Annotated in this window: 22 protein-coding genes; 2 read left to right on the forward strand and 20 right to left on the reverse strand. The window is 38.6% G+C overall.

The window, feature by feature from the left end:
• Positions 1-277: 277 nt before the first annotated feature.
• Both E2L03_RS19860 and E2L03_RS19865 read right to left on the reverse strand, forming a co-directional pair.
• Complete coding sequence (locus E2L03_RS19860; protein ID WP_134260253.1) at positions 278-469, reverse strand: hypothetical protein; 192 nt, start codon at positions 467-469, stop codon at positions 278-280.
• A 282-nt stretch (positions 470-751) separates the two neighbouring features.
• The gene (locus E2L03_RS19865; protein ID WP_134260255.1) at positions 752-1,858 is read right to left on the reverse strand and encodes an AimR family lysis-lysogeny pheromone receptor; all 1,107 of its coding nucleotides are present in this window, start codon (positions 1,856-1,858) and stop codon (positions 752-754) included.
• A gap of 501 nt (positions 1,859-2,359) precedes the next feature.
• On the opposite strand from E2L03_RS19865, the gene E2L03_RS20625 reads away from it, so the two are divergent.
• Together E2L03_RS20625 and E2L03_RS20630 are read left to right on the forward strand one after the other, a co-directional pair.
• Positions 2,360-2,515, forward strand: coding sequence for a hypothetical protein (locus E2L03_RS20625; protein WP_166740390.1), 156 nt, complete (start codon positions 2,360-2,362; stop codon positions 2,513-2,515).
• A 215-nt stretch (positions 2,516-2,730) separates the two neighbouring features.
• Positions 2,731-2,907: a hypothetical protein gene (locus tag E2L03_RS20630; protein ID WP_166740391.1), complete on the forward strand. Its 177-nt coding sequence runs from the start codon at positions 2,731-2,733 to the stop codon at positions 2,905-2,907.
• A 108-nt stretch (positions 2,908-3,015) separates the two neighbouring features.
• Here E2L03_RS20630 and E2L03_RS19870 read toward each other — a convergent pair whose 3' ends face one another.
• The 18 genes from E2L03_RS19870 to E2L03_RS19950 form a co-directional block, all read right to left on the reverse strand.
• Positions 3,016-4,128, reverse strand: coding sequence for an N-acetylmuramoyl-L-alanine amidase (locus tag E2L03_RS19870; protein WP_134260257.1), 1,113 nt, complete (start codon positions 4,126-4,128; stop codon positions 3,016-3,018).
• Positions 4,129-4,130: 2 nt separating this feature from the next.
• The gene (locus E2L03_RS19875; protein ID WP_206698903.1) at positions 4,131-4,397 is read right to left on the reverse strand and encodes a holin; all 267 of its coding nucleotides are present in this window, start codon (positions 4,395-4,397) and stop codon (positions 4,131-4,133) included.
• A gap of 62 nt (positions 4,398-4,459) precedes the next feature.
• Positions 4,460-4,873, reverse strand: coding sequence for a phage holin family protein (locus E2L03_RS19880; RefSeq protein ID WP_134260259.1), 414 nt, complete (start codon positions 4,871-4,873; stop codon positions 4,460-4,462).
• 3 nt (positions 4,874-4,876) lie between these two features.
• Entirely contained in the window at positions 4,877-5,056 is a 180-nt protein-coding gene (locus tag E2L03_RS19885) for an XkdX family protein (protein ID WP_134260261.1), read from the reverse strand.
• Positions 5,049-5,456: a YomQ N-terminal domain-containing protein gene (locus E2L03_RS19890; RefSeq protein WP_134260263.1), complete on the reverse strand. Its 408-nt coding sequence runs from the start codon at positions 5,454-5,456 to the stop codon at positions 5,049-5,051. Before E2L03_RS19890 ends, E2L03_RS19885 begins: the two co-directional genes overlap by 8 nt.
• A gap of 18 nt (positions 5,457-5,474) precedes the next feature.
• Positions 5,475-9,248 (reverse strand): pyocin knob domain-containing protein, encoded by a 3,774-nt coding sequence (locus E2L03_RS20985; protein WP_197196498.1) that lies wholly within the window; start codon positions 9,246-9,248, stop codon positions 5,475-5,477.
• Between the two features lie 17 nt (positions 9,249-9,265).
• Complete coding sequence (locus E2L03_RS19900) at positions 9,266-9,880, reverse strand: hypothetical protein (RefSeq protein ID WP_134260265.1); 615 nt, start codon at positions 9,878-9,880, stop codon at positions 9,266-9,268.
• A gap of 2 nt (positions 9,881-9,882) precedes the next feature.
• Positions 9,883-11,058 carry a baseplate J/gp47 family protein gene (locus E2L03_RS19905; protein ID WP_243839558.1) on the reverse strand — a complete coding sequence of 392 codons (1,176 nt, stop codon included), beginning with the start codon at positions 11,056-11,058 and terminating at the stop codon, positions 9,883-9,885.
• Positions 11,045-11,401, reverse strand: a complete 357-nt coding sequence (locus E2L03_RS19910) for a contractile injection system sheath initiator (protein ID WP_134260269.1) — start codon at positions 11,399-11,401, stop codon at positions 11,045-11,047. Before E2L03_RS19910 ends, E2L03_RS19905 begins: the two co-directional genes overlap by 14 nt.
• A complete protein-coding gene (locus E2L03_RS19915; protein ID WP_134260271.1) occupies positions 11,398-11,748 on the reverse strand; it encodes a Gp138 family membrane-puncturing spike protein in 351 nt (116 codons plus the stop codon). The genes E2L03_RS19910 and E2L03_RS19915 overlap by 4 nt, the downstream gene beginning before the upstream one ends.
• Positions 11,745-12,545 (reverse strand): phage protein, encoded by an 801-nt coding sequence (locus E2L03_RS19920; RefSeq protein WP_241741899.1) that lies wholly within the window; start codon positions 12,543-12,545, stop codon positions 11,745-11,747. Before E2L03_RS19920 ends, E2L03_RS19915 begins: the two co-directional genes overlap by 4 nt.
• Complete coding sequence (locus E2L03_RS19925; RefSeq protein ID WP_134260275.1) at positions 12,526-12,882, reverse strand: phage baseplate plug family protein; 357 nt, start codon at positions 12,880-12,882, stop codon at positions 12,526-12,528. The genes E2L03_RS19920 and E2L03_RS19925 overlap by 20 nt, the downstream gene beginning before the upstream one ends.
• A gap of 8 nt (positions 12,883-12,890) precedes the next feature.
• A complete protein-coding gene (locus tag E2L03_RS19930; RefSeq protein ID WP_134260277.1) occupies positions 12,891-13,430 on the reverse strand; it encodes a phage baseplate protein in 540 nt (179 codons plus the stop codon).
• A complete protein-coding gene (locus E2L03_RS19935; protein WP_134260279.1) occupies positions 13,431-19,787 on the reverse strand; it encodes a peptidoglycan DD-metalloendopeptidase family protein in 6,357 nt (2,118 codons plus the stop codon).
• The gene (locus E2L03_RS20635; RefSeq protein ID WP_166740392.1) at positions 19,787-19,930 is read right to left on the reverse strand and encodes a hypothetical protein; all 144 of its coding nucleotides are present in this window, start codon (positions 19,928-19,930) and stop codon (positions 19,787-19,789) included. The genes E2L03_RS19935 and E2L03_RS20635 overlap by 1 nt, the downstream gene beginning before the upstream one ends.
• Before the next feature lie 49 nt (positions 19,931-19,979).
• A complete protein-coding gene (locus tag E2L03_RS19940) occupies positions 19,980-20,375 on the reverse strand; it encodes a hypothetical protein (protein ID WP_166740393.1) in 396 nt (131 codons plus the stop codon).
• A 2-nt stretch (positions 20,376-20,377) separates the two neighbouring features.
• Positions 20,378-20,767, reverse strand: coding sequence for a phage structural protein (locus E2L03_RS19945; RefSeq protein ID WP_134260282.1), 390 nt, complete (start codon positions 20,765-20,767; stop codon positions 20,378-20,380).
• 16 nt (positions 20,768-20,783) lie between these two features.
• Positions 20,784-21,827 (reverse strand): DUF3383 family protein, encoded by a 1,044-nt coding sequence (locus E2L03_RS19950; RefSeq protein ID WP_134260284.1) that lies wholly within the window; start codon positions 21,825-21,827, stop codon positions 20,784-20,786.
• Positions 21,828-21,830: the final 3 nt, after the last annotated feature.

The raw sequence follows: 21,830 nt of genomic DNA on the forward strand, positions 1-21,830 counted from the left end.
AGAAATAAAAATTCGGGTTAGAAAGTATGTCAAAAGTATGTCATATCATACAATTAACTATACCAACTAACCCGAAACGCTTAAAGCATTAAGGGGTTAGAGAGGCATGTTACATCATGCCGCCCATCACCGAACATTAAGAATTAGCTTATAAAGGGTAGTCATTAGACAAAGGAGAGCTTATATTCTTATATAATTTCAACCTAAGTGTACGTGGAGTTATATTGAGTTATGTAAAATTGTATGTCATATGTATGTCATTACTTGCTTTAGTATGTCATATATATCTATATTCATTTTCTTCTTTTAAAAGGTTTAATAATTTTTTTTGATCTTCGACCCATCCATTAAATTCACTAATATTCTTTGTAGGAGATTTAAACGACTCATATACCGTTGCTTTGTCATGAATAATAATAGTGCCAAAATTATTTTCAAAATCCCAATGTGCTGAAACTCTCTTTGTCATAACTACACCCCGCCTTTTTTATTTTCATGCACGAATCTAGGTTATCTTAATTCTTATGATACACACATTTTTTCACTCAATGTAGTCTATTAAGTATAAAACCTTACTAATAGTTTACCTTTATAGAGGGTCAAGTTCCTGGTCTAGTTGGACCTTCTAATAATTGACTTGTAAGCTCAATTAAAACATGATTAGTATCTGGTCTAGTTGATTCACTGTAATCATTGAACATCTTCACCGAAACAATAAGTTTAGTAATGATTAATAGTAATAATAACTTTTTCAATCTTCCACCACCTTTTCAAAGTTCAATTTATCGTAAACACTTCTTATGTAGTTAGCAAAGAACAATTGACCGGAGCTTCGTAACATGCCATAACTTTCAAATATCAAGCTTAAGTCATTCTCTACGATTCCTTTAAACAAGTAATCAAAGGGTGAATTTGTTGTTTTTAATAACAATCTAGCAGTTTCATAGTCTTTTCTTACTATTAACTGGTGTATTAATTCTTCACCTTGTAATTCTTCAAGATCAATTAATTGACCGTTAGCGTTCAGCGTAAAATAAATATCTTCCTTTATTGATTCTGCTTTTACTTTATCTGTTTGAGCATAGTACAACATAGCGTTGTCTAAGCAGTCTATCGATTCTTTTAGATCTGTGAACATATAAGCTTGCCCTTTTATATGAAACGCCGAACCTATTATATAGGAGGCACTTAACGGGCTACAAATTATTTCGTTAGCTAGTTTAATTGAATGTTCAATATCACTATATTCGTATAGACTCACGAATGATTTGAATAATTTATAGCGAATTTCTAAGGAATCTTTCAAAAAACCACTTCTTAGCGTTTTGATTTTTTCTTCAAAACTACTTATGTAAAATTTTATATCACTTTGAAATAGAGAATATTTTATATCAAATTCTATTAATTCCAGTTTCAGTTTTGCCTCTGGAAGGCTAACTCTACCATATAATTCTCTACATTTTTGAATGGCTTCGTTATAAGAGTATTCTTTAAAATCTCTGCTTAATCGATAAATTTGTACCCAATCCTTTATTTCACCCTTTTGATCACGATTTTCAGCAATAAGATCATCTAATAATTCATATTTGCGGAAATTTGAAGCGTATTCAAGAGCATTTAATATTCCAGATGGTTTCGTTTGGCTCCTACAATACTCTTCCATAGTGTTATCAAAATCGCTATCTATTGAGCGTATGATTCTTAGTACATTGGAGAAAGTAAAATCCTTTTTACCTTTTTGTTCTAAAACTTTGTTTACTAATTGCTTCGATACCCCTGATTTTCTAGAAATATCTATTTGCTTATTACCTGGATATGATAGCCATTTGCACATGCAATCATATAAGACTTTAGACACATTAATTCCCCCTAAAAGTAAAACTTTCTGAAAAAAACAATTATAGTTGACTTTTCTAATATAACACATTAATCAGACAACTATTATTGGGAAATAAAAGTTTCTTTTTTAACTTTTTAGAAGCTAACGTCACAATTTCAAAAGTGGAATTACTATTTTATACATTAATATAAGGTCTTTAGTATTGGGAAATGTTTACCTTTTTATATTAACACAAACATAAGTTCTTATAAAGGGGGTTTAACACATTGAATACTTTCTTAATATTCTGCAATAAACACACTATACTAATGTTTATTTATCGTAAAAATTTCTAAAATAATAAAAGAATTGTTTTAAAATTCGTATTTATTAATTTTAATTTTATTTGAATGATAAGAGTTAATACCTTACATATACAATAAAAAGGAAAATAATTCTTATTTATTTCCAATATTTATTGACAATACGTACTACATGTAGTATAATTAAGGTAGTTCTTAAAGAGGGGAGGTTAACACTTTGCTTGATCCTATAGAAAGAGTCATAGCCATCATAGCACTTCTACTCGGTGGCTACGCTTCATCCGTAGGGGCGACAATCAAGATACTTGAATATCGCAACCAACGCAAAAAAGAACGCTTGGCACAGCGTTCTGATGATGAAGCAAAAGGATAATCGGGAAGGGCGAAAGCCCCTCCCACTCTTCTCTATAGTATAGGCTTAGACGTCATGAATAATACATTAAATTTACTTTCAGCTATCGTTTACGCTACTTTATTCATTGGTTTAGTTACTTCTTTTTTCCTTGAATCCTGGACAGTTTTCTCTATAATTATTTTCACAATCTTTATCATATCAACTATTTCTCTTTTCAAAAGGAGGAAAAATAAATGAGTTCACAGCAAGAACGAAACGCTAGATGGGCAAAAAAAAATAAAGAGCAAAGAAAATATCTATCTTATCGCTCTACAACTCGTACTTTCATAAGGAATCACGCTAGTTTAGAGGATATTGAGGAAATGCGTAAATTACTAGCGGAACGCGAAGAATTGCTCAGAAAAGCATAAAAAAAGGTACCTGGCACGGTACCTTTTTCGTTCTTAAAGAAAGAACTTTGCTTGATCCTAATGTAATTTTATCACGAATGAATAATAACGTAAAGCTTAGTAAGTGAACTATTTGCTCTTAGACAACTGATTAACTCGAGCGCGAACTTTTTCATATTGTGCTTGCGATATACCCAATGATTTCCTCCTGTTTTCGTGACCATCCCCATGTATTCCGGCTCTAACCTCACGTGCCATTACATCAATAGAATTTTCAGCTTTGCTATTTATTATAGCTTGTACGGCTTCATAACGATTCCCCAATGATACTTTTCGTGCTTCACCATTTCCATGTAAGCCGGCTCGAACTTCATTTGCTAACTGCTGATCTGTTTTTTTAGTTGGAGTTGATGCTATTACACCATCAAATTCAACAAATTGTGTATTAGCTGTAATGTATAGACCACTTTTTAATTCATACATCTTGGAGCCATTTACAATAAGCACTCTTTTAACAGTAAAGGCTTCACCTTTTGATACTTGGAAAGTACGCGCATTCCAATCTGGCTTATTGTATACCCAAAGCTTTTCAGCCTTGACACGTAATAATTCACTTCCAATATCATCAGATTTTGGCTCTGTTGGCTTACTTGGTGCAGGTGCGCTACCTCCTGTCGGTGGTACAGAAACACCGTAATGAGCACAAATCCCACGTAGTAATGCGTTTGAATAAGCTTCATCGAAACCAGGTGTAAGCATCCACGCTCTAGCTTGCGGGTTTGTAAAGAAGTCTGCTTCCGTTAGAATGGAAAGCATATTCTGATAGGTCGCGCGAAGCACACCAAAGTTTGCACGTTTCACGCCACGGTTTTGCTGTTTAAATTCAGCTATCATTGCCGTCTGAACAGCTTGGGCAACAGATAAAGAAGCCTGACTGTTAGTGTGAATAAACGTTTCAGTTCCTCTCACATTTGGATCTGCATGGGCATTCGTATGAATTGAAACAAATAGATCAGCATTTGCATTCACTGCATTTTGACCTCGTTGCGATAAACTTAGATCGACAGCACTATCTAAATTACATGAATATATGGTGCGAAATCCTGCTGATTTTAATTTAGCTGCTAATAGCCTAGCTACTCGTCGATTACTTGCATACTCATAAAAGACCGGGTTACTTCCCGCTCGTTTACCAGGTGTGTTCTTTGCGTGCCCCGGATCAAGACAAATCAATTTACTCATAATTATTTACCCTCCTTAGTTTGTCCATCACGATGTTTCACAAGCTCGAATAACCCTGTTGCTGATAGACCTGCAAAACCACCAGCCCATAATCTCAAAATTAGCTCGAACTCAGTAAATGGTGTTGCCGCTGCACCAACTAATAATCCAATTAAAAGTGCAATAAGCGGGATAAGACCTGCTTGTACCTTTACTGTTTTTTTCACTAGTTCTACCAACGCTAAAATAATTGGTGCTAATACTGTTGCAAAAAATAAAACCTCTTGCATTTCATTCACTTTTATTTCACTCCTTCGTACAATAAATAGCCCTCCCAATTCTCACGGAAGGCCTATTCATCATTCTTCTTTTTTTCCTTGATCGTGCCATCTTTTACAACCTGCAACTTATCAAGCAAAAACTTTGGAGATTTTGCTCCCAAAATCTTAGCATTTTCTAATATTGATAAGCCTTCGTTGGCAATATAAAAAAGGACTGTTCCCATCGTAACCGCCCCGCTCAAGTTAAGAATGATATCTATAACGTTAGCTAAAATTATAATGCCGAAAACAGCAATTTTACGTGCATATCCATATAGAGCCGTTCGACTTCTTAATCGCCTCTCTTTTATTGCAGAAAGAATTCCCGTAACAATGTCTATAAACATTAGTAACATTAATAAATCTAAATACTTTACGTTCCCAAATAAATAGGTTTTCGCTATGCCTAGCGTCTCACCATTAAAAAATACAGCTATTTGTTCCATTCATTAAGCCTGATCCATATCTTCTGCCTCTCGGGCTTGATTTTTCACTATGTTGTCTTTCAGCGGTTCACCTGTTATACGTTCATACTCTTCTTGATCAATTGCGCCAAGCGAAACAAAGCGTTTCAGCTGATCCTTACGACACCAATTCTTCTCATATCTTTCCTTTAAGCTCTCAAACATTTAACTTCGCCTCCAATTCTAATAGGCGCAAATCCTGTTCGGTCTGCGCCTGCCCTTGTATCATTTGTTCAATTTGCATGTCCGTAATCTGTTGCCCTTGTTCCATCGCTTGTAACTCTAATTCTGTTACATTGTGCCACTGTTCAATGTCGCTTATTTCCTGTTCTGTGACCTGTTGCCCTAATAATTCGAGGGGTGATAATTGAACCTCTTTTTCCTTGTTGTGTTCTTCCAGTTCCTCTTTAGAGGCACCCTCTACCCATTCTCCATCCATATATCTTGCTTTTAGTAGACTAGGTATTTCTTCTTCTACACAATCGTCAGGCATTTCCTGTCCCTCATACAAAAGCACAGATTCTTTAAAGAATCCGTTCTCGTCAATCCTAAAAACGACTCTCATTTTTAATCAAACACCTCCTCAAAATGTGCCAACAGCCCAAGAAACATTCATTGGGAACCAATAAGTAGCATTAAGTCCGTCGTTTCCATTGCTGCTTCGATTATAATAAACGTTCCCATTACCTTGATGAATCGACCATCTTGCAAATTGAGCTACTCCACCAGTAATTGTTGTGCTCATAACAACTTGAGTATCTACATCAGGTCTAAACTCTACTGGTAAATTAGTTGCCACCGTTGCTTGTGAAGTAATACCTTCCCATACCGCTCTCAAGTATACAATATTACCAATTTTCCGCACTTGGGGCCTATTAATAATGTTGTTTTGATAGTTTCTCACACCGTTAAGATTCGGCAAGTTTACCCAACCTGTGTCCGCCGTTGATGTTAAGATCCACGGTCCATTGCTATTTCTTCGTAAAACTCTTTTATATTCAATATTAATATTAATTGAGTTAGACTTTAACGTTTGAACTATTCCTTCGCCTGCATCAGCGTATGAATTGTGTCCCCACCAGCCCATGTCGTTAGTTGATGTCAGAGTAGGCGTATCGGACATTTTATTATATTCTTCTGTTGTTAAATAAAACTCCCCAGGTACAGTGTAATTAGACAATTGCGTAAGACTAGGATGTAAAGATGCTACTCGATCTGCAGGCATTTTATCCATTCGAATACTTTCGGGAATCCACGCTGTTGACCAAGACCCACTATATCCCCATCTATAGTATTTATTAATAGCACTTATACTATTGGCAGGATTAGCATGGGCGAAAAATTCTTGGTATACTCTCAAACTTCCATTCTTATAAGTGACTACTTGACCATTCCCTGTTGCAGATACCCAAGCCGAACTAGTCACTTGAAATGTAGTAATACCGTCAGGGTAATCATTAGGACTTGCAGTTGGGCTTAAAGCATTGGTTGCTAACATATTCGTATTTGCAGAACTCTGCAAACTATCAATTGCCTGTTTAGTTCTTAAAGGTGTCATATAAACGCTATTATTCGTACCCGCCTCCGCTGTGGCTTGGTTGGCTACACCAAAATTTGAAACATTACTTAAGCCCACTTGAGACTTAGTAACATTATGCGGGTTGTTTGTAGCATTCGAGTGTGCTTTTAATTCTCCATCTGTGGCTTGCTTGTTCCAACCTCTCCACTCCCCAGTTATATTGGATGTCCTGACCCAAATGTCTCCATTAGTAAAGGGAATGAACATTTGCATAGCTTCACGATGTGCTTGTTGATTTACTATAAGGTAGCCCCAGCCTGTAACGGGTGCATTATTTGAACTTGTCCCTTGATGACGGTAAAATCCTGTTTGAAAAATAGTATTTAAGTCGGTACTTTGTCCTAAATGAATACCGAAACCCACATTTTCCGTCACCTTATGAACTTGAGTAGCATTAACTTTTTCTTGTGATCCCTCGGTTGTTTCATAACCATACCAGTCGAACCATCCAGTTGTACTTGTATTCGTGTATCTGAAATGATGAGAATAGTATCTTGTCGAGTCAGTTCTATAATAAATCTGAAAACCTAGTTCACTATTATCAGAATTTGATCTCATTGTGTACAATAAACCATATTGATTTGACCCTGTAGGACCTGCACCATTTATTTTTGTAATACTTAGACCAACTGGAAAAGATGAAATTGGATCATTTAAAGTTGTTCTTGCTGTTGTTGTATTTATATCATTAGAAGTAGCTAGAGCTTTAATAGCTTCATTAACCCGCAGCGGTGTCATTGTAGAACTATTATCAGTACCTGCGCGGGCTTGAGCCTGTGAAGATCCGCCCCAATTCGGAACATTACCTAAACCAACCTGTGATTTCGTTACACTATGCGGGTTATTCTTTAGATTGGCATGATTATCAACCTTTGATTGAGCACCGGTGGTTGTCTCGATTTCAGCAAAGGGCCTCCAACCGTTTTCAAACGTTGCACCTGAATTATCTTGTCTCCATGATCTAAACTGCACACCCGTTGATTGACCACTACAATTATAAGCATACTGCCACAAACGATGATTGCCGTGCTTATAGGTAACTACTAAAACTATATTGTACGGCCACCCCATATTAAGACCATCACCTGTATTAAAAAATGACATCCCATTAGGATAGTCAGCACCGGTGTCGTTTGCAGACCTAAGTCCAATTGCACTTGTTTGTTCAGATGTAACATTATGCGGATTATTCTTTAGATTTGCATGAGCATTAACCTTCGACTGTGCTCCATCAGTTGTTTCAAGTTCGGTCCAATCACTCCAACCATTTGAACCAGATTTATGACGAGTATAAACCGCCTGCCGTGCAGCTGCTCCAATTGGAATTAGAATTTGAGAAGCATGTTCGGCCGTTACATCGTAGTTAAAATGAATTACTGCATGCCATTGATTGGCAGAAGTAAAAGGTGCATTTGTAAAATGTACTCCTCTATAAAAGCCAGTTTCTCTTAAATTGTTTAAATCAGTTTGAGCAGGTAGTTGTTTTGCGTTTGTTCCTAATCCGAAACTTTTCGCATAGTCTATAGCATTTTGTTCTGCAGCATTCCACCTTGCCTTTTCAGCAGCGCTTGCATGAGGCGTTCCATTATTCACATGAGAATCAAATTCCGTTTTTGTCGCTTGTTTAACATTATCGACATTGCTTAACCCTACTTGCGCCTTTGTAGTACCGTGGGGATTGCTTCTATCATTTATATGAGCATCTACATAAGATTTCAAGGTGTCAAAAGAGGCTTTCACTTTTGCTGCTGATCCATCTGTAGTCTCTAATTGAATAAAAGATCTCCATCCACCATCTGTTCTCCATGTACGAGTATATATGCCATCAGTTCCTGCATTACCGTCGTAAACAAATTGAATACAACGACTGTTGTTTAATTTCTCTGTATGAACAATGGCTTGATTTATTGGATATCCAAGGTCTATTCCGTTTGCAGATGTCGCAAAAACGGAAATACCTATAGGATAATTTGTACCTGAAACCGAAGCAGCATTTACTGTAATAACATTTACTTGTTCAGTAGTTACTTGGTGCGGGTTATTTCGTCTGGATACAAAAGCATCAAAGTCAGCTTTCGCAGCTTGTCTAATGTTATCAACGTTACCCAATCCTACTTGTGATTTTGTCGTGTCATGTGGGTTGTTCTTATCATTTTGATGGTCGTCAAACTCGTTTTTAGTTGCTTGTTTTACGTTATCAACATTTCCTAACCCAACTTGCGTTCTTGTAACACTGTGAGGATTACTTTTATTGCTTACATGAGCATCAAAATCTTTCTTGGTAGCTTGCTGTACATCATCTACGTTACCTAATCCAACCTGCGCTTTCGTTGTACTATGTGGGTTGTTTGTATTATTTTTATGATCGTCAAACTCATTCTTTGTTGCCTGTTTTACATTATCAACGTTACCTAAACCAACTTGACCTTTCGTCACCCAATGGGGGTTCTCTTTATTACTTGTATGACCATCAAATTCGTTTTTAGTTGCCTGTTTCACGTTATCAACGGAACCTAAGCCTACTTGCGCTTTCGTTACACCATGAGGATTATTTCTCAGGCTAGCATGGTCGTCTACTTTCTTATTTAAGTCTGTTACTGATTGAGCAGTAGCCGCAATTTCTTGTATTTCTTTAATTGCTTTGTAAACTGTATGCTGATACCAATTGAACCAGTCTGCAGGTGGGTGATCCATCGGCTGATAACCTACTTCAATTTTAGGCTGCGGTGGTTTTTGTCCGGGATTGAGCCATATCGGTAATTCTTCTTTAAAACTCATCTAAAAAACTCTCCTTTCTAAATCGGCAACGGTATTTCTTCTTCTGGTTGGAAAATGCCACCCAACGATCCAAAATCAAACCCATACTCAGACACTTCAATTTCAGTTGGGTGCGTTGAGAATCGAAATGTACCGTTAAGATCCACATAAGCCACGCGTACACCGGCCATGGTTGTTGCTTGAACAATATTTGTAAATTGTGTTGCGGTTAATCCTGCAGCTGCTAGTGCCTCGATCGGCGCCCTTTTAACAACAATGGCTGCAGGCTCTTCCTGGTTGTCTTCAATCATGCTGACAATTTGAATAACTTCATGCGGACAATTTAATGTCTTAGCTAACGCATTCACCATTTTATTAATCGTACCATCACTTACATTACGAGCAATTTTCCCGCGAATTAACACGCGAAAAACAGGGTCATTAGCTCGCCCGCGTAATTGATTCACGTTTACGCCAATTTCATCAAGTGTTGAGCCTTTAGCGTTATTTAGATCACGCCATTCCTCTGTGCGAATAAGCGCCGATTTTACGGATTCAAGTTGTTCATCAATGACCAAAAACAGTTTTCCAATATTGCTTTTTTCACTCTTCGTAAACGCATCGGTAAGCTTACTTAAAAGATCCTTAACCATGATTAAACCACCTCTATATCACTGAATAAGACCTGAGCAACTTGGCGTGGTTGAATCTCAATATTCCCTGTCCCTAGTTCATTTTTCTCCGTGCCGATCTGAATTGAAATATCATCCAAACCCTCTACCTTGTAGACAGCATTGTATAGACGCGATATGATGACGTCTGCACCCATTTGTGAACCAGTATGAACAACACCAAATTGATCTGTTCCGCCAATCGTATAGACAACGTGATTTTTTAATTGTTCCATTCCATTAAGTGGAAAAGCAGCATTGGTACGTATCGTTAATCGCACATAAATTTTTATTTCTTCTGCCATATCAAAAAAGACATCGTGACTTAAGCCACTAATGTCTGTAACTTCTTGTATTTCCTCTCCCACGGTTTCGATTCCAGCACCAACACTATTGAATATAGCCTCGGCTACCATGTCCTTGCTTCCACCCAATACATAGCAATGAACGCTCTTTGGTGGATTTCCATAGTCATCAACTAACATTGTGTTATTAATAATGACGTTAGCCGATCGCACTCCTGGTACTTCTTTTAACGTTGCAACAATACCAGGAATAGTAGATGAGGAACTTCCTTCTACACTTAAAGCTAAACGCTCCTTGAAAGCCTGATCTGTCTCACGATTTTGACCACCATCACTCGACTCTGGATTCGTAAGTGTATGAACATTTTCGTGAGGCTCCGCTTGTACCGTAACGGTTCCAGCCGCTACATTAACAGAAGATCCTTTTTCAACGGAGATAGCACGCCCTTCGCCTAAACCATCTTGATTTAATACCACTTCATCTATCATTCTAAATTCAATACCTGATTCAGTTGCATAGCGTGTAAATTCTTCTATTTTATGATTAGGTTCACCAGTAAACTTGATTGTTACAAACGATTCTGATGCTTGAGCTCGCACAATTCCATAGTTCGCCGCAAGCCTATCTAGCTGAACATCTTCGGACTTACTTATAAATCCACTTTGATAAACACGTTCTGCAATCTCCCATAGACCACTTAGCATAAAAGCTACAATGCGAAGAATGATACCAAGCGGGCTTCTTACTGACGTGTTAACATCTTGTCCAAAAAGCTCCTTTGCTTTATCATCCATTTCATCTAAGAGATCAACATAAGTTTTCTTTTGAAATCCTTTTTCGTTAAGCAAGGTCAACACCTTCTAAACGTAGAGTCTCTTGATCTTCTTTTTGCAATACAAGATTAATCTGCCTCTGCCTTGTTTGTAAGTTATCAACTACAGACATATCTTCTACGGCAGAAATTCGTTCCTCTTGTGCTGTCGCTTCTACAACATCATAGCGTAACAACTCTTCATCAAATGCTTTCCCTAATAGGTTTTCTCTTTCTAGGCCATGGTCACGATCAAGATCAAATTCGCCTTTTCTAGTTTGATAAACCATTTTCAAAGACTGTGCAAGTTCTTGATCTCCTTCAACCATCTGAAATTCATTGTTTTCTAAACATAGATCCCCATCTTTTAACTTAAGTGTCTTCACTTCCACACCCCCATTACTATTGCATCATTTATGCTATGCGTTCTAGTAGAATCAGGATTAAACGTTTGATTGTTAACTAAATTATCTATGGATCTTTCAGCAAACGATACAATAACAACCGACCCCACTTTTATATCAGGTTCGCAATGTTTTAATACAGGTGCTGATAAAATAGGACTGTACTCTTTAGTGGAACCATCATTTCCTTGGCGCTTGAAAAGCACTTTTAAATCAGCCACTTGCTTGCTTGCATCATAGGACAGAACTCTTGCCGGCGCAGTTGTGTGGATCCCTGAGCAGATTGATGCCGCAAACCGTTCAAAAAACTTTGCATCTTGCCCATTCATGAAATCACATCCACTTCTGTTTTGAAATCGGAACCACTACAAATATGCCTTCCTCTTTTAGCTCGATACTTCCCTTTCACACCAATGCTTTTCAGTTCGATGATGCTCGCTGTGCTAATACGATGTTGCAATAAACTTTGTATCTTATAACCCTTGGCATCTTCTTCCTCGAAAGGCTCCGGTGCGCCTAACAACCCTGTTGCTTCTTCCAAAGTAAATCGTTCATCATCGCCCGACTTAATTGAGCGAATAACCATTCTTCCACGTCTGTAGTAGATAGATGCCCCGCAATCTTTCACAACTTCCGACAGAGCCATTTCAAGTTCTCCCGACACCGTATAACCCTTGTTGTAATTTTTATTGCGAGGCAAGCTCATAGACGCGATCTTCAAGCCCATCTTACCGGCAAGCCTATTAATGATAGTTCGTGCATCTGTGTTCGCTTTGAACGTAATATCTCCGCTTTTTTCGCCGTAATCTTCTCCATCAAGCATTGTAATCGTCGTAATATTGTCCACGTTATCTCGAATTGTTGACACGGCTGTAACGCGACCAGTAGCTAAAACACCCACATCCCCTTTATATCCTGCTTGAATGGTTACTTTGCTTTTACGTTTGATTCGGTTAATGGTTGTCTTGTTTAGGTTAAGTAATTCGATTTTACTTTCATTTGGTTTGGGTTCATCCGTAAAAGCTGTGTCGAATCGAATTTCAAACTCCTCAGAAGAAAAAGTGCCCTTATACGTGTCAGATTCAATTGTTACGCGGACAACACGATCAAATAATTGCTGTGTCACCCTCTTCATCCTCTCCTGGTACATCATCTATATAAAGAAATACGGTTTTCATTAAATTGTTTTTGCTAACGCGTTGGGCGGAACCCGATTCATCCAAAGGGATTAAAGAAAGCGCTGGTAAACCCTCTACAGACAAATCATTCCATAACGGTTGATTCAAGATCATCTTTTCACCGATTACAAGAGGCAACATATTCCTGGTATATAAATCAACGGTGAAGAAGTCAGCCGTTTCGTTATAGTTGATTTGAAGCACATACATATCATTTTCCATATCAAACTCGAACTGTTCTGGTAGTTCTTCAACGTCTATCGGTACGTAATCACGGACACTCATTTAACCCCTCATTTCACGCGTAATTTTGCCCCTGTAGGGATTCGCCTATCCGGGTATTTATTCCATGCCCTAAGCTGATTGAGGCTCGTACCATACCACATTCGTAAATGACTGTAGGTCTGTCCCCATTTCATAACATGATATTTTTTTGTATCTTTTTTCGTATTCGACTTTTGTTTATTTCCGTTGTTTTTAACAGCTTTTTTAACAAAAGGCGTTTTAGCTATTCGTACTTCTTTTAATTCCACCGTGATAGAAAAGCCGTTCTGGTATTCTCCAACATCACGACTAATATTGCTAATGAGCACATTTTTAAATACTTTTCTTCCCGTATACGTGATTTGCTTCCCTCTTTGATTTACTAGCCAATTGTAATCAGACACAGCATTAGGACCAAGTAAAAACCCCGAGATTGTCATTGTCTCAGGGTTTTTTCGTACATGATCCGTAAGTGGCGAGCCTTTTTCTACTGGAAAGCTTGTTACATCTAAATCTAATCCATCGCTTTCGCGTTCAATGACCAGTTTTACTCGACCTAACATTGTCATTTAAAACACCTCATCAGGGCTATACCACTGTAGCCACTTAGTCATTGCATCAGTTAAAGCATCGTCAACGACCTGTTTAATCTTGCTTTCCGTAATTTGTTCAGAGGTATTCCCCTTTATTTCTACGTTTATTTGTGGACTGTACGTAATGGATGCCGCTCTCGTTGATCCTGCATTGAAAGATCCTTGTGAATCGCTTTGATAAGAACTGGTTAAGTCTTGTCGGGAACGAATCATCTGTTGGGTTTTTCGTGCATTATGGATTCTTGCACCACCGTGTAATTTCATTATTTCGGGACCTTGTTCGCCGACCATCGCATATTGATTGCCGATGATAGATCCACCACGGAAGTAACCACGATAACCGCCACCATTATTCATGCTTCGGATTCCTGGTGTATTAAATACCGATCCATACCTACGCTGAATGTAGCGTATAGCAGCAACTGCATTGTGTACCGGGTTCCAAATATCGTTCATGCCAGCCATCTTGTTTGCATTAAACGTTGGATCAATGGTCTGCATAAGCCCTTTTGATGGGGTTCCACGCCTCGCGTTGCTATCCCAACCATTGATTGCTCTTGGATTCCCACCTGATTCTTTTTGAGCGATCGTGGTTAAAGGAGCTAGCCAGCTTTTAGGTACTCCTGTAGCAGCAATAGCCTGTTCAATCCACTGCCTAATGTTTCCACTCGCTCCACCTGCTCCACCAGAAGCTGCAACAGAGTTTGGATCTATTGGTCTTCCGTTCTTTCTTACTTCATAATGAACGTGTGGACCCGTTGATTGACCTGTTGATCCTGTTAAACCAATTGTTTGCCCTGCTTGAACTGTATCGCCCTGTTTAACTAAGTTTCGTAAGTTATGAGCATAGTAACGTTCAAACATACCAGAAACAATACGAATTAAGTTTCCATATCCACCCGCTACGCCAGCAAAGGATACTTTACCACCAGCTTGTGCAGGTATTGGTGTACCTGATGGGGCAGCCCAGTCAACACCGTTGTGCATGCTTCTTACGCCTGTAATTGGATGTGTACGCATACCAAAAGGTGACGTCATCCTAAATGGAGGACCCCAACCATAACCATTGTCTCCACCAAAATCTAGTTGTGCAGTTTGCCCTGTTATAAAGGACAATGCTGCGTCTTTTACTTTGTTAAATAAACCGCCGGCTATATCACCAAATGCGCCTCCAAAATTAGGGATTTCAATATTTAGACCCGAAAGGATGGAATCAAGAATCTTAGAGGGATCACTTATCATATCCCATACATTTACAGCGGTCTGTTTTACTGCACCACCAACCTTTTTACCAGTTTCCCAAACCGAAGCACCTGCACCTTTCAAAATGCCGAAAAATCCCTTATTCTCAGTACCATCTTTATATGCTGGCACTTGATTCAAATAAGTTCTTGTTTCCCGATGTGTTAAAACCTGCGTGCCTTTTGGTAGATTCATCAAGGTATCTGTACCAGGCGATAAGCCGGTATAACCAGATGGCGTACGGAATAATTCAGGACCTCCACCATCACCTAAGATTGCAGGACCTCCTGGGTGACTATCCGTACCTTTGGCATAAGCTGGATATGGGATACTTGGTGGATACCATTTGTCAATTTCAACTTCTACTCCTAATTTCCCAAGCACCTTATTAATCCCTGAAATAACACCATTTACAACATCTTTCAGACCGTTCAACATGCTGTTACCTAAATCAATGATTCCGTTTATTGCTTTGTGACCCATTGATTTGATACCCTCAGCTATCTTGCCAGGTAACTCCTTGGCTCCTGTCACCATATCATCAAATCGACCCATAACAATTTCCCAAAGTTCTTTCGCAAGGGTTGAAACATTTGATTTGATTTCATGCCACTTATCGACAATACCGTTTTTCATATTGACAACGAATTGAATGGCATTTTTAACACCAGTGGAGAAGCGATTCTTGATGGATGTCCACATTCCACTTACTACGGTTTGAACTGTAGACTTTAATTCATTCCACTTCGCTACTATATCTGCCACCATATCTAATACAAATTGAATTGCAGCTCGAATACCATTCGAAAATGCAGTTTTAACGTTCTGCCACATTTCAGTGATCTTGTCCCAAACATTAATAGCAAATGCGACAACAGCAGTTATAATTCTGTCAATGAACAGCAGCTTTAAGTTATTCCAAATTATCGCAATCATATTAGAAAACATGTTCTTAACAGCTTCCCACATGCCTTTTAAATCGCCTGTAAACATGGCCGTGAAAAATTTAACCACTTGTATGATTTGATCAATTGCAATTCCGATGATATTAGCAATGATCGGGAACACATGCTGAACAATTTTTAACACTAAAACAATTGCAGGTACAAGAACATTTGTGATGATCCACATTGCTGCTTTTAACACAGTCGTCACAATCGTAAGTGCAATTTCAATGATTTTCGCTATCAATGGAAAAACCATCTGAACAACTGAAAGGATTAACGGCAAAACCTGTTTAACTAATTCCAGTACGACTTTAATGGCAACCATCAGTAAAGTAATTACGATCGGCAACACCGTTTTAATAATATTGAGGATGATAGGAAATATTGTGGTGAAAACGTTCAATAGTAAAGGCAATACTGCAGTCACAATACTTAATACAACTGGAATGAGTGTTGATATTAGATCAATTATGATTGGTATAACAGTCTGAATAACGTTCAAAACCATTGGAAACACCATCATGACAACATCCAAGATCATTGGCAGAACCATCTTCACAACTTCTAAAATTATTGGAATGAGTGTTGATATAATGGAAACAACAAACGGAATGACTGACATTACTACGTCTAACACTAAATTGAGTACCGTTGTAAATACATCTAATAGCATCGGCAGAATAGTTTGAACCAATTCTAAGATTACCGGTATTAAAGTAGCGTAGAATTGAATAATCATTGGAACAATCTCTGCAACGATCCCCACGACTGCTTGAATCACTTCGGCCACAATTGGAATGATTTGCGCAAAGGCATCGACTAATAAAGGAATGATGCTTGAAACAAGTTCACCTACGGCACTCCACAATGTCATTTGCAGCTCCACATAGAGACTTCCAAGCTGTTGAAAAACAGGTAAAAGCTCTTTAAACATCCCAAAGAATGCGGTCCCTAACTCTCCAAACGCTTCTTTTAATTCTGCAAAAACTGGTTGTAATTCAGCCAGACTATCGCTAATAATTTGAGAAGTCTGTTCAAATTCAGGACCTAAAGTCGCTCCTACATCGCTAAACATTTGTCTAAAGATATCAAATACAGGCTCAAACTGCTTGAGAATACCAGCAAAGTGATTTTGAAGCACACCAAAAACCGAAGAAAAAGCGCTCGCAACTCCTTCGTTTGTTTGCGCTAACCTATACATAAATCCAATAACACTAACGATACCGCCAACCATCAAACCAATAGGACCCGTTACGCCTAACATAGATAAGCCTATTGTGGTAAGTGTTGGAGCGATAAGCGTTGCTAGTCCTGTAGCGCTACCAAAGCCACTTGCCAATTGAGAAAAGAAGCTTCTTACAATTTGACCCGCTTTACTAGATACACCCAAACCAATTGAATCAGCTATACGGTTCCCTGCTGCTTCAAGTCGTTGCGATCCCGACGACAGTTGAAATTGAATTCCTTCTGTTAAGCCTCTCGACAGGTAGCCGGCAATACTAGTTCCAACCGACGCAAAACTTCCCCTGACAGCCAATACCGAGTTCTCTACACCAATTTGTACAGATTCCCCTAAAGACGAGAAGAATGCGCCAGTATTTTGTAAGCCTCGTCCAATTCCTACACCTATAGCGGTTGCCATTGCAGCTCCACCAATAACAAGAGCGCTGCCAATATTCTTTAATCCGGGTATAAAGCCGTCTGCAAATGCATCCACAATTGCACGACCCATATTTGAGAAGAACGCTTTTGTGGATTCCCACGCTGACTTAAGCGCGCTAGGTATCGCTTTAACCACATTCGAGATAGAAGAAAACACGTTGTCCATAGCGTTTCTAAATCGTTCAGATCGTTGATACGCAACATATAGACCTACCGCAAGACCTGTCACAAGAGTGGTGAACAAAAACACCGGATTAGTTAAAATGGTGAGATTGAGCGAACGCATAGCCATATTCATAGCGGCAATTACACCTGTTGTACCTTTGCCTGTCATTGAATAAGCGCGTAGAGCCTTAGTTTTTGCAGTGATAAGAGCAGTAGAAATACCTGTTATCACGTTCCAAACTTTTTGCGCGACAGATACGGCTAAGATTACACCTTGATATGCCACTAAGCCAGCCGTAAGTCCAGCCAAAACAGGCACTAAGCCTTTTATTCCTGTGATAAAAGATAACACGGGACCGATTACGTTATTTAGCACAAGTGATAGCGATACAAACGCTCCTACTAACATACCTCCAACAATCTTTACAACTGGTGTAATTACCTCAAATAGCATTTTCATTGTTGGAATAAGTGCAGAATCAATAAAGCTTTTAATATTAGAAAATGCGTATTTCATTGGCTCGACTGCCGGTTGTAAAGCTTTGCCTAGACTAGCAAAAATACTAGGAAGCGTACTAAATGTACTTGCAAACATCATTATTCCAGCTTGTAAATGGGGCTTAATTGGCTCCAAGAGATTCGCCATTGTTGACCGAACGGCAGAACGCATACTGTCAAGTGTGCCTGTCCATGTCTCTTTTGTTTTTTCCATGATACCAGCCATACCTGCAGTCGCACCAGCAACACCATTTGTTCCGTTTTGCATACCATCAACTAGATCATCTATTGCGGTTAGTGAGGACATTGTACCTGATGAGATTTGCTTACGCATTTCATCTGTAGATACACCTGCTTGGTTAGAAAGAATTTTCAATGCTGGAACCCCTGCTGTTTGCAGCCGATTGATTTGATCAAGGCTTAAAGTTCCTGCTATTTGCATATCACCAAAAGCACCTGCTATTTGGTCTAAACCAGCTGCACCTTTTCCGCTTGCTGAAGCAGCATCCCCAATTGCCTTCATTGTAGGAACGATCTTTTCACGATCCATACCAAAAGCATAAAGATTTCTAGAAGTCTCTGATAATTTGTCAAAAGCATAAGGAGTTGTTTTAGCAAAATCTAAAATTTCATCCATGAAATCTTGGGCCTCTTCTTCCCCACCCATCATTACTTCAAGAGAAATCCTCGAGTTTTCAATTGAACTTAAACGATCGAACCCTTCACTAATAAGAGTATTAAAGCTAAGCAACCCTAAATTTGACGCGAAACTCTTAATAACACCAAGTGCATTTTGAAATGGCATCATAATTCCACTTTTTAATTTTGATGCGATTGCCGAAGAAACAGGGGAAAGTTTAGTCGGAATTGAAGCAAATGCAGTATTCATCATGTTTACGTTACGGTATGTTTCGTTTGCTATGCTACGCATACCTCTAGTTACCGTATCACGCGTTGAAGCAAACTTCTGTGTGAAAAAACCACTGCGCTCAGCTGTAGAAGTAAATGAGTTACCAATCTCCCATCCTGAACGTGTAACCGAACGTGCCATAGAAGTTGCACCTCTCGAATTGGCGTCAAACCTTCTAGTAAGCGTGCTTATCACTTCACCGAAACTTCGAAAAGATTGTAAACTTATTTTATTCGTTTGTAGAACTCTTTTCATATTAATGTTCATACTATTACTACTCGTCGTAATCTGTCCAAACTTTTTAGTGATACTAATCAATTGACTACCTAATCCTACAATTGATTGCGATAAAATTTGAGTCCGTGATGAAACATTATTTGTACTAAGGGATAACACTCGTACGGATCTATTAACCTGTTGTAAAGGTTTATTTTGATTAAGCATTGTTTTATTTAATGAAGATGTATTTTTGGTAAGACCTGTTATTGAAATCGTGTAGTTTTGAACCGAGTTCTTTGTTGTAAGTAATGCACGATTTACTGTTGCTATATATTTGGATGCAGCACCTATCGTTTTAGTCATACCTTGCATATCTTTATTAGTGCTTTGATAAGCCTTACGGGATGCATAAGTTGCCTTTGTTACTTGTTGAATCTGTTTGTTAGATGCGACAAACGATTTACTTAGTACTCGGTTACTTTTATTTATATGATCCGTTGCTTTTCTTGCACTTTCTGTTGCTTTCGCTTGTTGGTTCATTGCTTTCTGAGTACTTTGAACACTTTTATTAGCATCCTTACTCTTTTTAATCAATTCGTCAACTTGCTTATTTACATTTTGAAGTGTCTTAACACCTTTAACGACAACATCAACTTCAATTTTTGTTTTACGTGCAGGTTGTTGCTCCATTATCTCCCCCCTTTCTTGCCCTTCTTTGGTTGGTTCGCTTTATTTATCATATCAACAAGCGCACTCGCTTCTTGTAGCTTTTCCTCGTCCATCATGATCGCTTCTGAATAAGTAAGGAGTCCTTCTTTAACAGGTTTCCACACTAACCAGTTATCACGAACTCGCCTTTTTAGAACAGATTGAGAAAATTGTTTAACCGTTAAGAAAGGAAGCGCATTCGCCCATTACCTTCTGCAGCCCCTCATGTTCTTCCCAGTAATCCCAGTTCGTTTTTGGATTAACAATTACGTGCTTCATATATTCGTCGTACATCGTCTTGATTGATGTTTTTCCTGACCCATCAAGAATTGTCGCATCAATGATTTCAGTTGCCTTAAGCACCCCTGGGTGTTGTAATGTATAAACTACTTCTTTTTCGTTTCCTTTTTCATCTACTTCTGTAATTGTAACTTCTTTTGTTTTCCCTAATTTAGCCAATGGTTTTCGCTCCCTTAATGGTAGATTACAACGGGCAAAAGCAGCCTGATTAGACCGCTTTCGTACCGCTGTTGTTTTTTTATGTTTAGACGTTATACCGTGCTTTGACATGATTAACTATCAGTATAATCAAACACCTGAATTTCAAATTCTCGATCGCCAACTTCGTCAGAAAACTCTGCATCAGCAGGTTTCTTTACCATCGCCCTAGAACCACCCTTTTTCTCTTTTACTGGGGCAGAAGCATTTACCCAAGCCGACACCATTGCCTTTGTATTAGCAAGGTTTGATAAACGCTTAACGTGGGGAGAATCAGCGGATAATGTGACCGTGATCGTCCCTAATGGATTGTTGGATAGCGCGACTGAAACTTCTCCTTTAGCCGAGACCTTTGTTTGAAAATTCTCTTCATCTTTTGCAGCTGAAACCATTGTCCCCTCTGCAAAACCAGTCACAAAAACGTTATCAATGATAACTGAAATATTATTCGGATCGTATATCATTTGTTAACCTCCCTTGTTAGATACGGATTAAACCACGAACTGATACTTCGTGGATAGCACCCGCTAAATCAAAATTAAATGATAACCCTTTATAAATACGGTCTGCACGGTCGTTGTCATTAACCTCATCTCGACCTAAAGCATTAACTGTATACATGGCTATACCGTCCGTATCCTTTGCAATAATGCCATTTTCTGTTGCCAGATTTAGTACATCAGTTGCCGTAACCTCAATCAAACTAATACCGTCATTTGTATATGGCACTTTGCTAGATGTTGATAACACTCTCTGAATACGTGTCTCCATGTTCGCTTTAATCCAGTCTTTTCCGTGCAAGACATCAATGTATTCTCCACTTGCAGTCTTTCCTTCTGATGTTTGTGGATCACCTGCTTTGGTTACATACGCAAGCGCTCCTGCATCATGAATTTGATTTAAATCATTTGCATCAAAGTCTTGAGGCGTCAGACCCTGTAACTTCTTAAACTTATACGTTACCGATCCAACAGTTAAGGATCCGACAGAACCAATAAGAGCCGCGCTAGCCGCTTCGTTTTCGACTGGATGATAGAATAAGATTGTTCGATTTTGCCCTTTATGATTCGCAAGTTCCGTAAATTCGGTTGCTTCCACAGCCAAGAACTTAAAATCTTTATTTGCGATGTAATCACCAGCAATCTTTGTTTCGTGCGTAGTAGCGTTCACTAAGTGAAGAAAGTGCCATCCTTTGTAATAAAATGCGTCCAGAGCATCAGAGATTGTTCGAATACTTCTGGCGTTAAACGCTAGTTGCTGTTGCTCTTCCTCTTCTTCCTCGCTACCGTATGAAGCAATCGCTAGCTTATTTGGCGCAGTCGATCCTTGATTAAAAACGAATGATGCTTTCTTATACACCTCTGATGAATCACTATAATCTTTTGCTACCTCTTCCAAACTACCGAATTCTCTATATGGAAAAGCTTGATTCACCGATTTATGCAGAATTAGCGGTGTTCCTAACCCCTCTATAGGCGCCGGTCTTTCAATATCAATTACTACTGTTACGTCGTTAATAGACATGGT

Origin of the sequence: Shouchella oshimensis, assembly GCF_004375095.1 — a bacterium.
Taxonomy (GTDB): Bacteria; Bacillota; Bacilli; order Bacillales; family Bacillaceae_D; genus Shouchella; species Shouchella oshimensis.

Excerpts from the sequence above, each read along its gene's own strand:
- E2L03_RS19860 (WP_134260253.1), bottom strand. The coding sequence starts at position 469 with ATGACAAAGAGAGTTTCAGCACATTGGGATTTTGAAAATAATTTTGGC.
- E2L03_RS20630 (WP_166740391.1), top strand. The coding sequence starts at position 2,731 with ATGAGTTCACAGCAAGAACGAAACGCTAGATGGGCAAAAAAAAATAAA.
- E2L03_RS19870 (WP_134260257.1), bottom strand. The coding sequence starts at position 4,128 with ATGAGTAAATTGATTTGTCTTGATCCGGGGCACGCAAAGAACACACCT.
- E2L03_RS19875 (WP_206698903.1), bottom strand. The coding sequence starts at position 4,397 with ATGCAAGAGGTTTTATTTTTTGCAACAGTATTAGCACCAATTATTTTA.
- E2L03_RS19880 (WP_134260259.1), bottom strand. The coding sequence starts at position 4,873 with ATGGAACAAATAGCTGTATTTTTTAATGGTGAGACGCTAGGCATAGCG.
- E2L03_RS19885 (WP_134260261.1), bottom strand. The coding sequence starts at position 5,056 with ATGTTTGAGAGCTTAAAGGAAAGATATGAGAAGAATTGGTGTCGTAAG.
- E2L03_RS19890 (WP_134260263.1), bottom strand. The coding sequence starts at position 5,456 with ATGAGAGTCGTTTTTAGGATTGACGAGAACGGATTCTTTAAAGAATCT.
- E2L03_RS20985 (WP_197196498.1), bottom strand. The coding sequence starts at position 9,248 with ATGAGTTTTAAAGAAGAATTACCGATATGGCTCAATCCCGGACAAAAA.
- E2L03_RS19900 (WP_134260265.1), bottom strand. The coding sequence starts at position 9,880 with ATGGTTAAGGATCTTTTAAGTAAGCTTACCGATGCGTTTACGAAGAGT.
- E2L03_RS19915 (WP_134260271.1), bottom strand. The coding sequence starts at position 11,748 with ATGAATGGGCAAGATGCAAAGTTTTTTGAACGGTTTGCGGCATCAATC.
- E2L03_RS19925 (WP_134260275.1), bottom strand. The coding sequence starts at position 12,882 with ATGAGTGTCCGTGATTACGTACCGATAGACGTTGAAGAACTACCAGAA.
- E2L03_RS19930 (WP_134260277.1), bottom strand. The coding sequence starts at position 13,430 with ATGACAATGTTAGGTCGAGTAAAACTGGTCATTGAACGCGAAAGCGAT.
- E2L03_RS19935 (WP_134260279.1), bottom strand. The coding sequence starts at position 19,787 with ATGGAGCAACAACCTGCACGTAAAACAAAAATTGAAGTTGATGTTGTC.
- E2L03_RS19940 (WP_166740393.1), bottom strand. The coding sequence starts at position 20,375 with ATGTCAAAGCACGGTATAACGTCTAAACATAAAAAAACAACAGCGGTA.
- E2L03_RS19945 (WP_134260282.1), bottom strand. The coding sequence starts at position 20,767 with ATGATATACGATCCGAATAATATTTCAGTTATCATTGATAACGTTTTT.
- E2L03_RS19950 (WP_134260284.1), bottom strand. The coding sequence starts at position 21,827 with ATGTCTATTAACGACGTAACAGTAGTAATTGATATTGAAAGACCGGCG.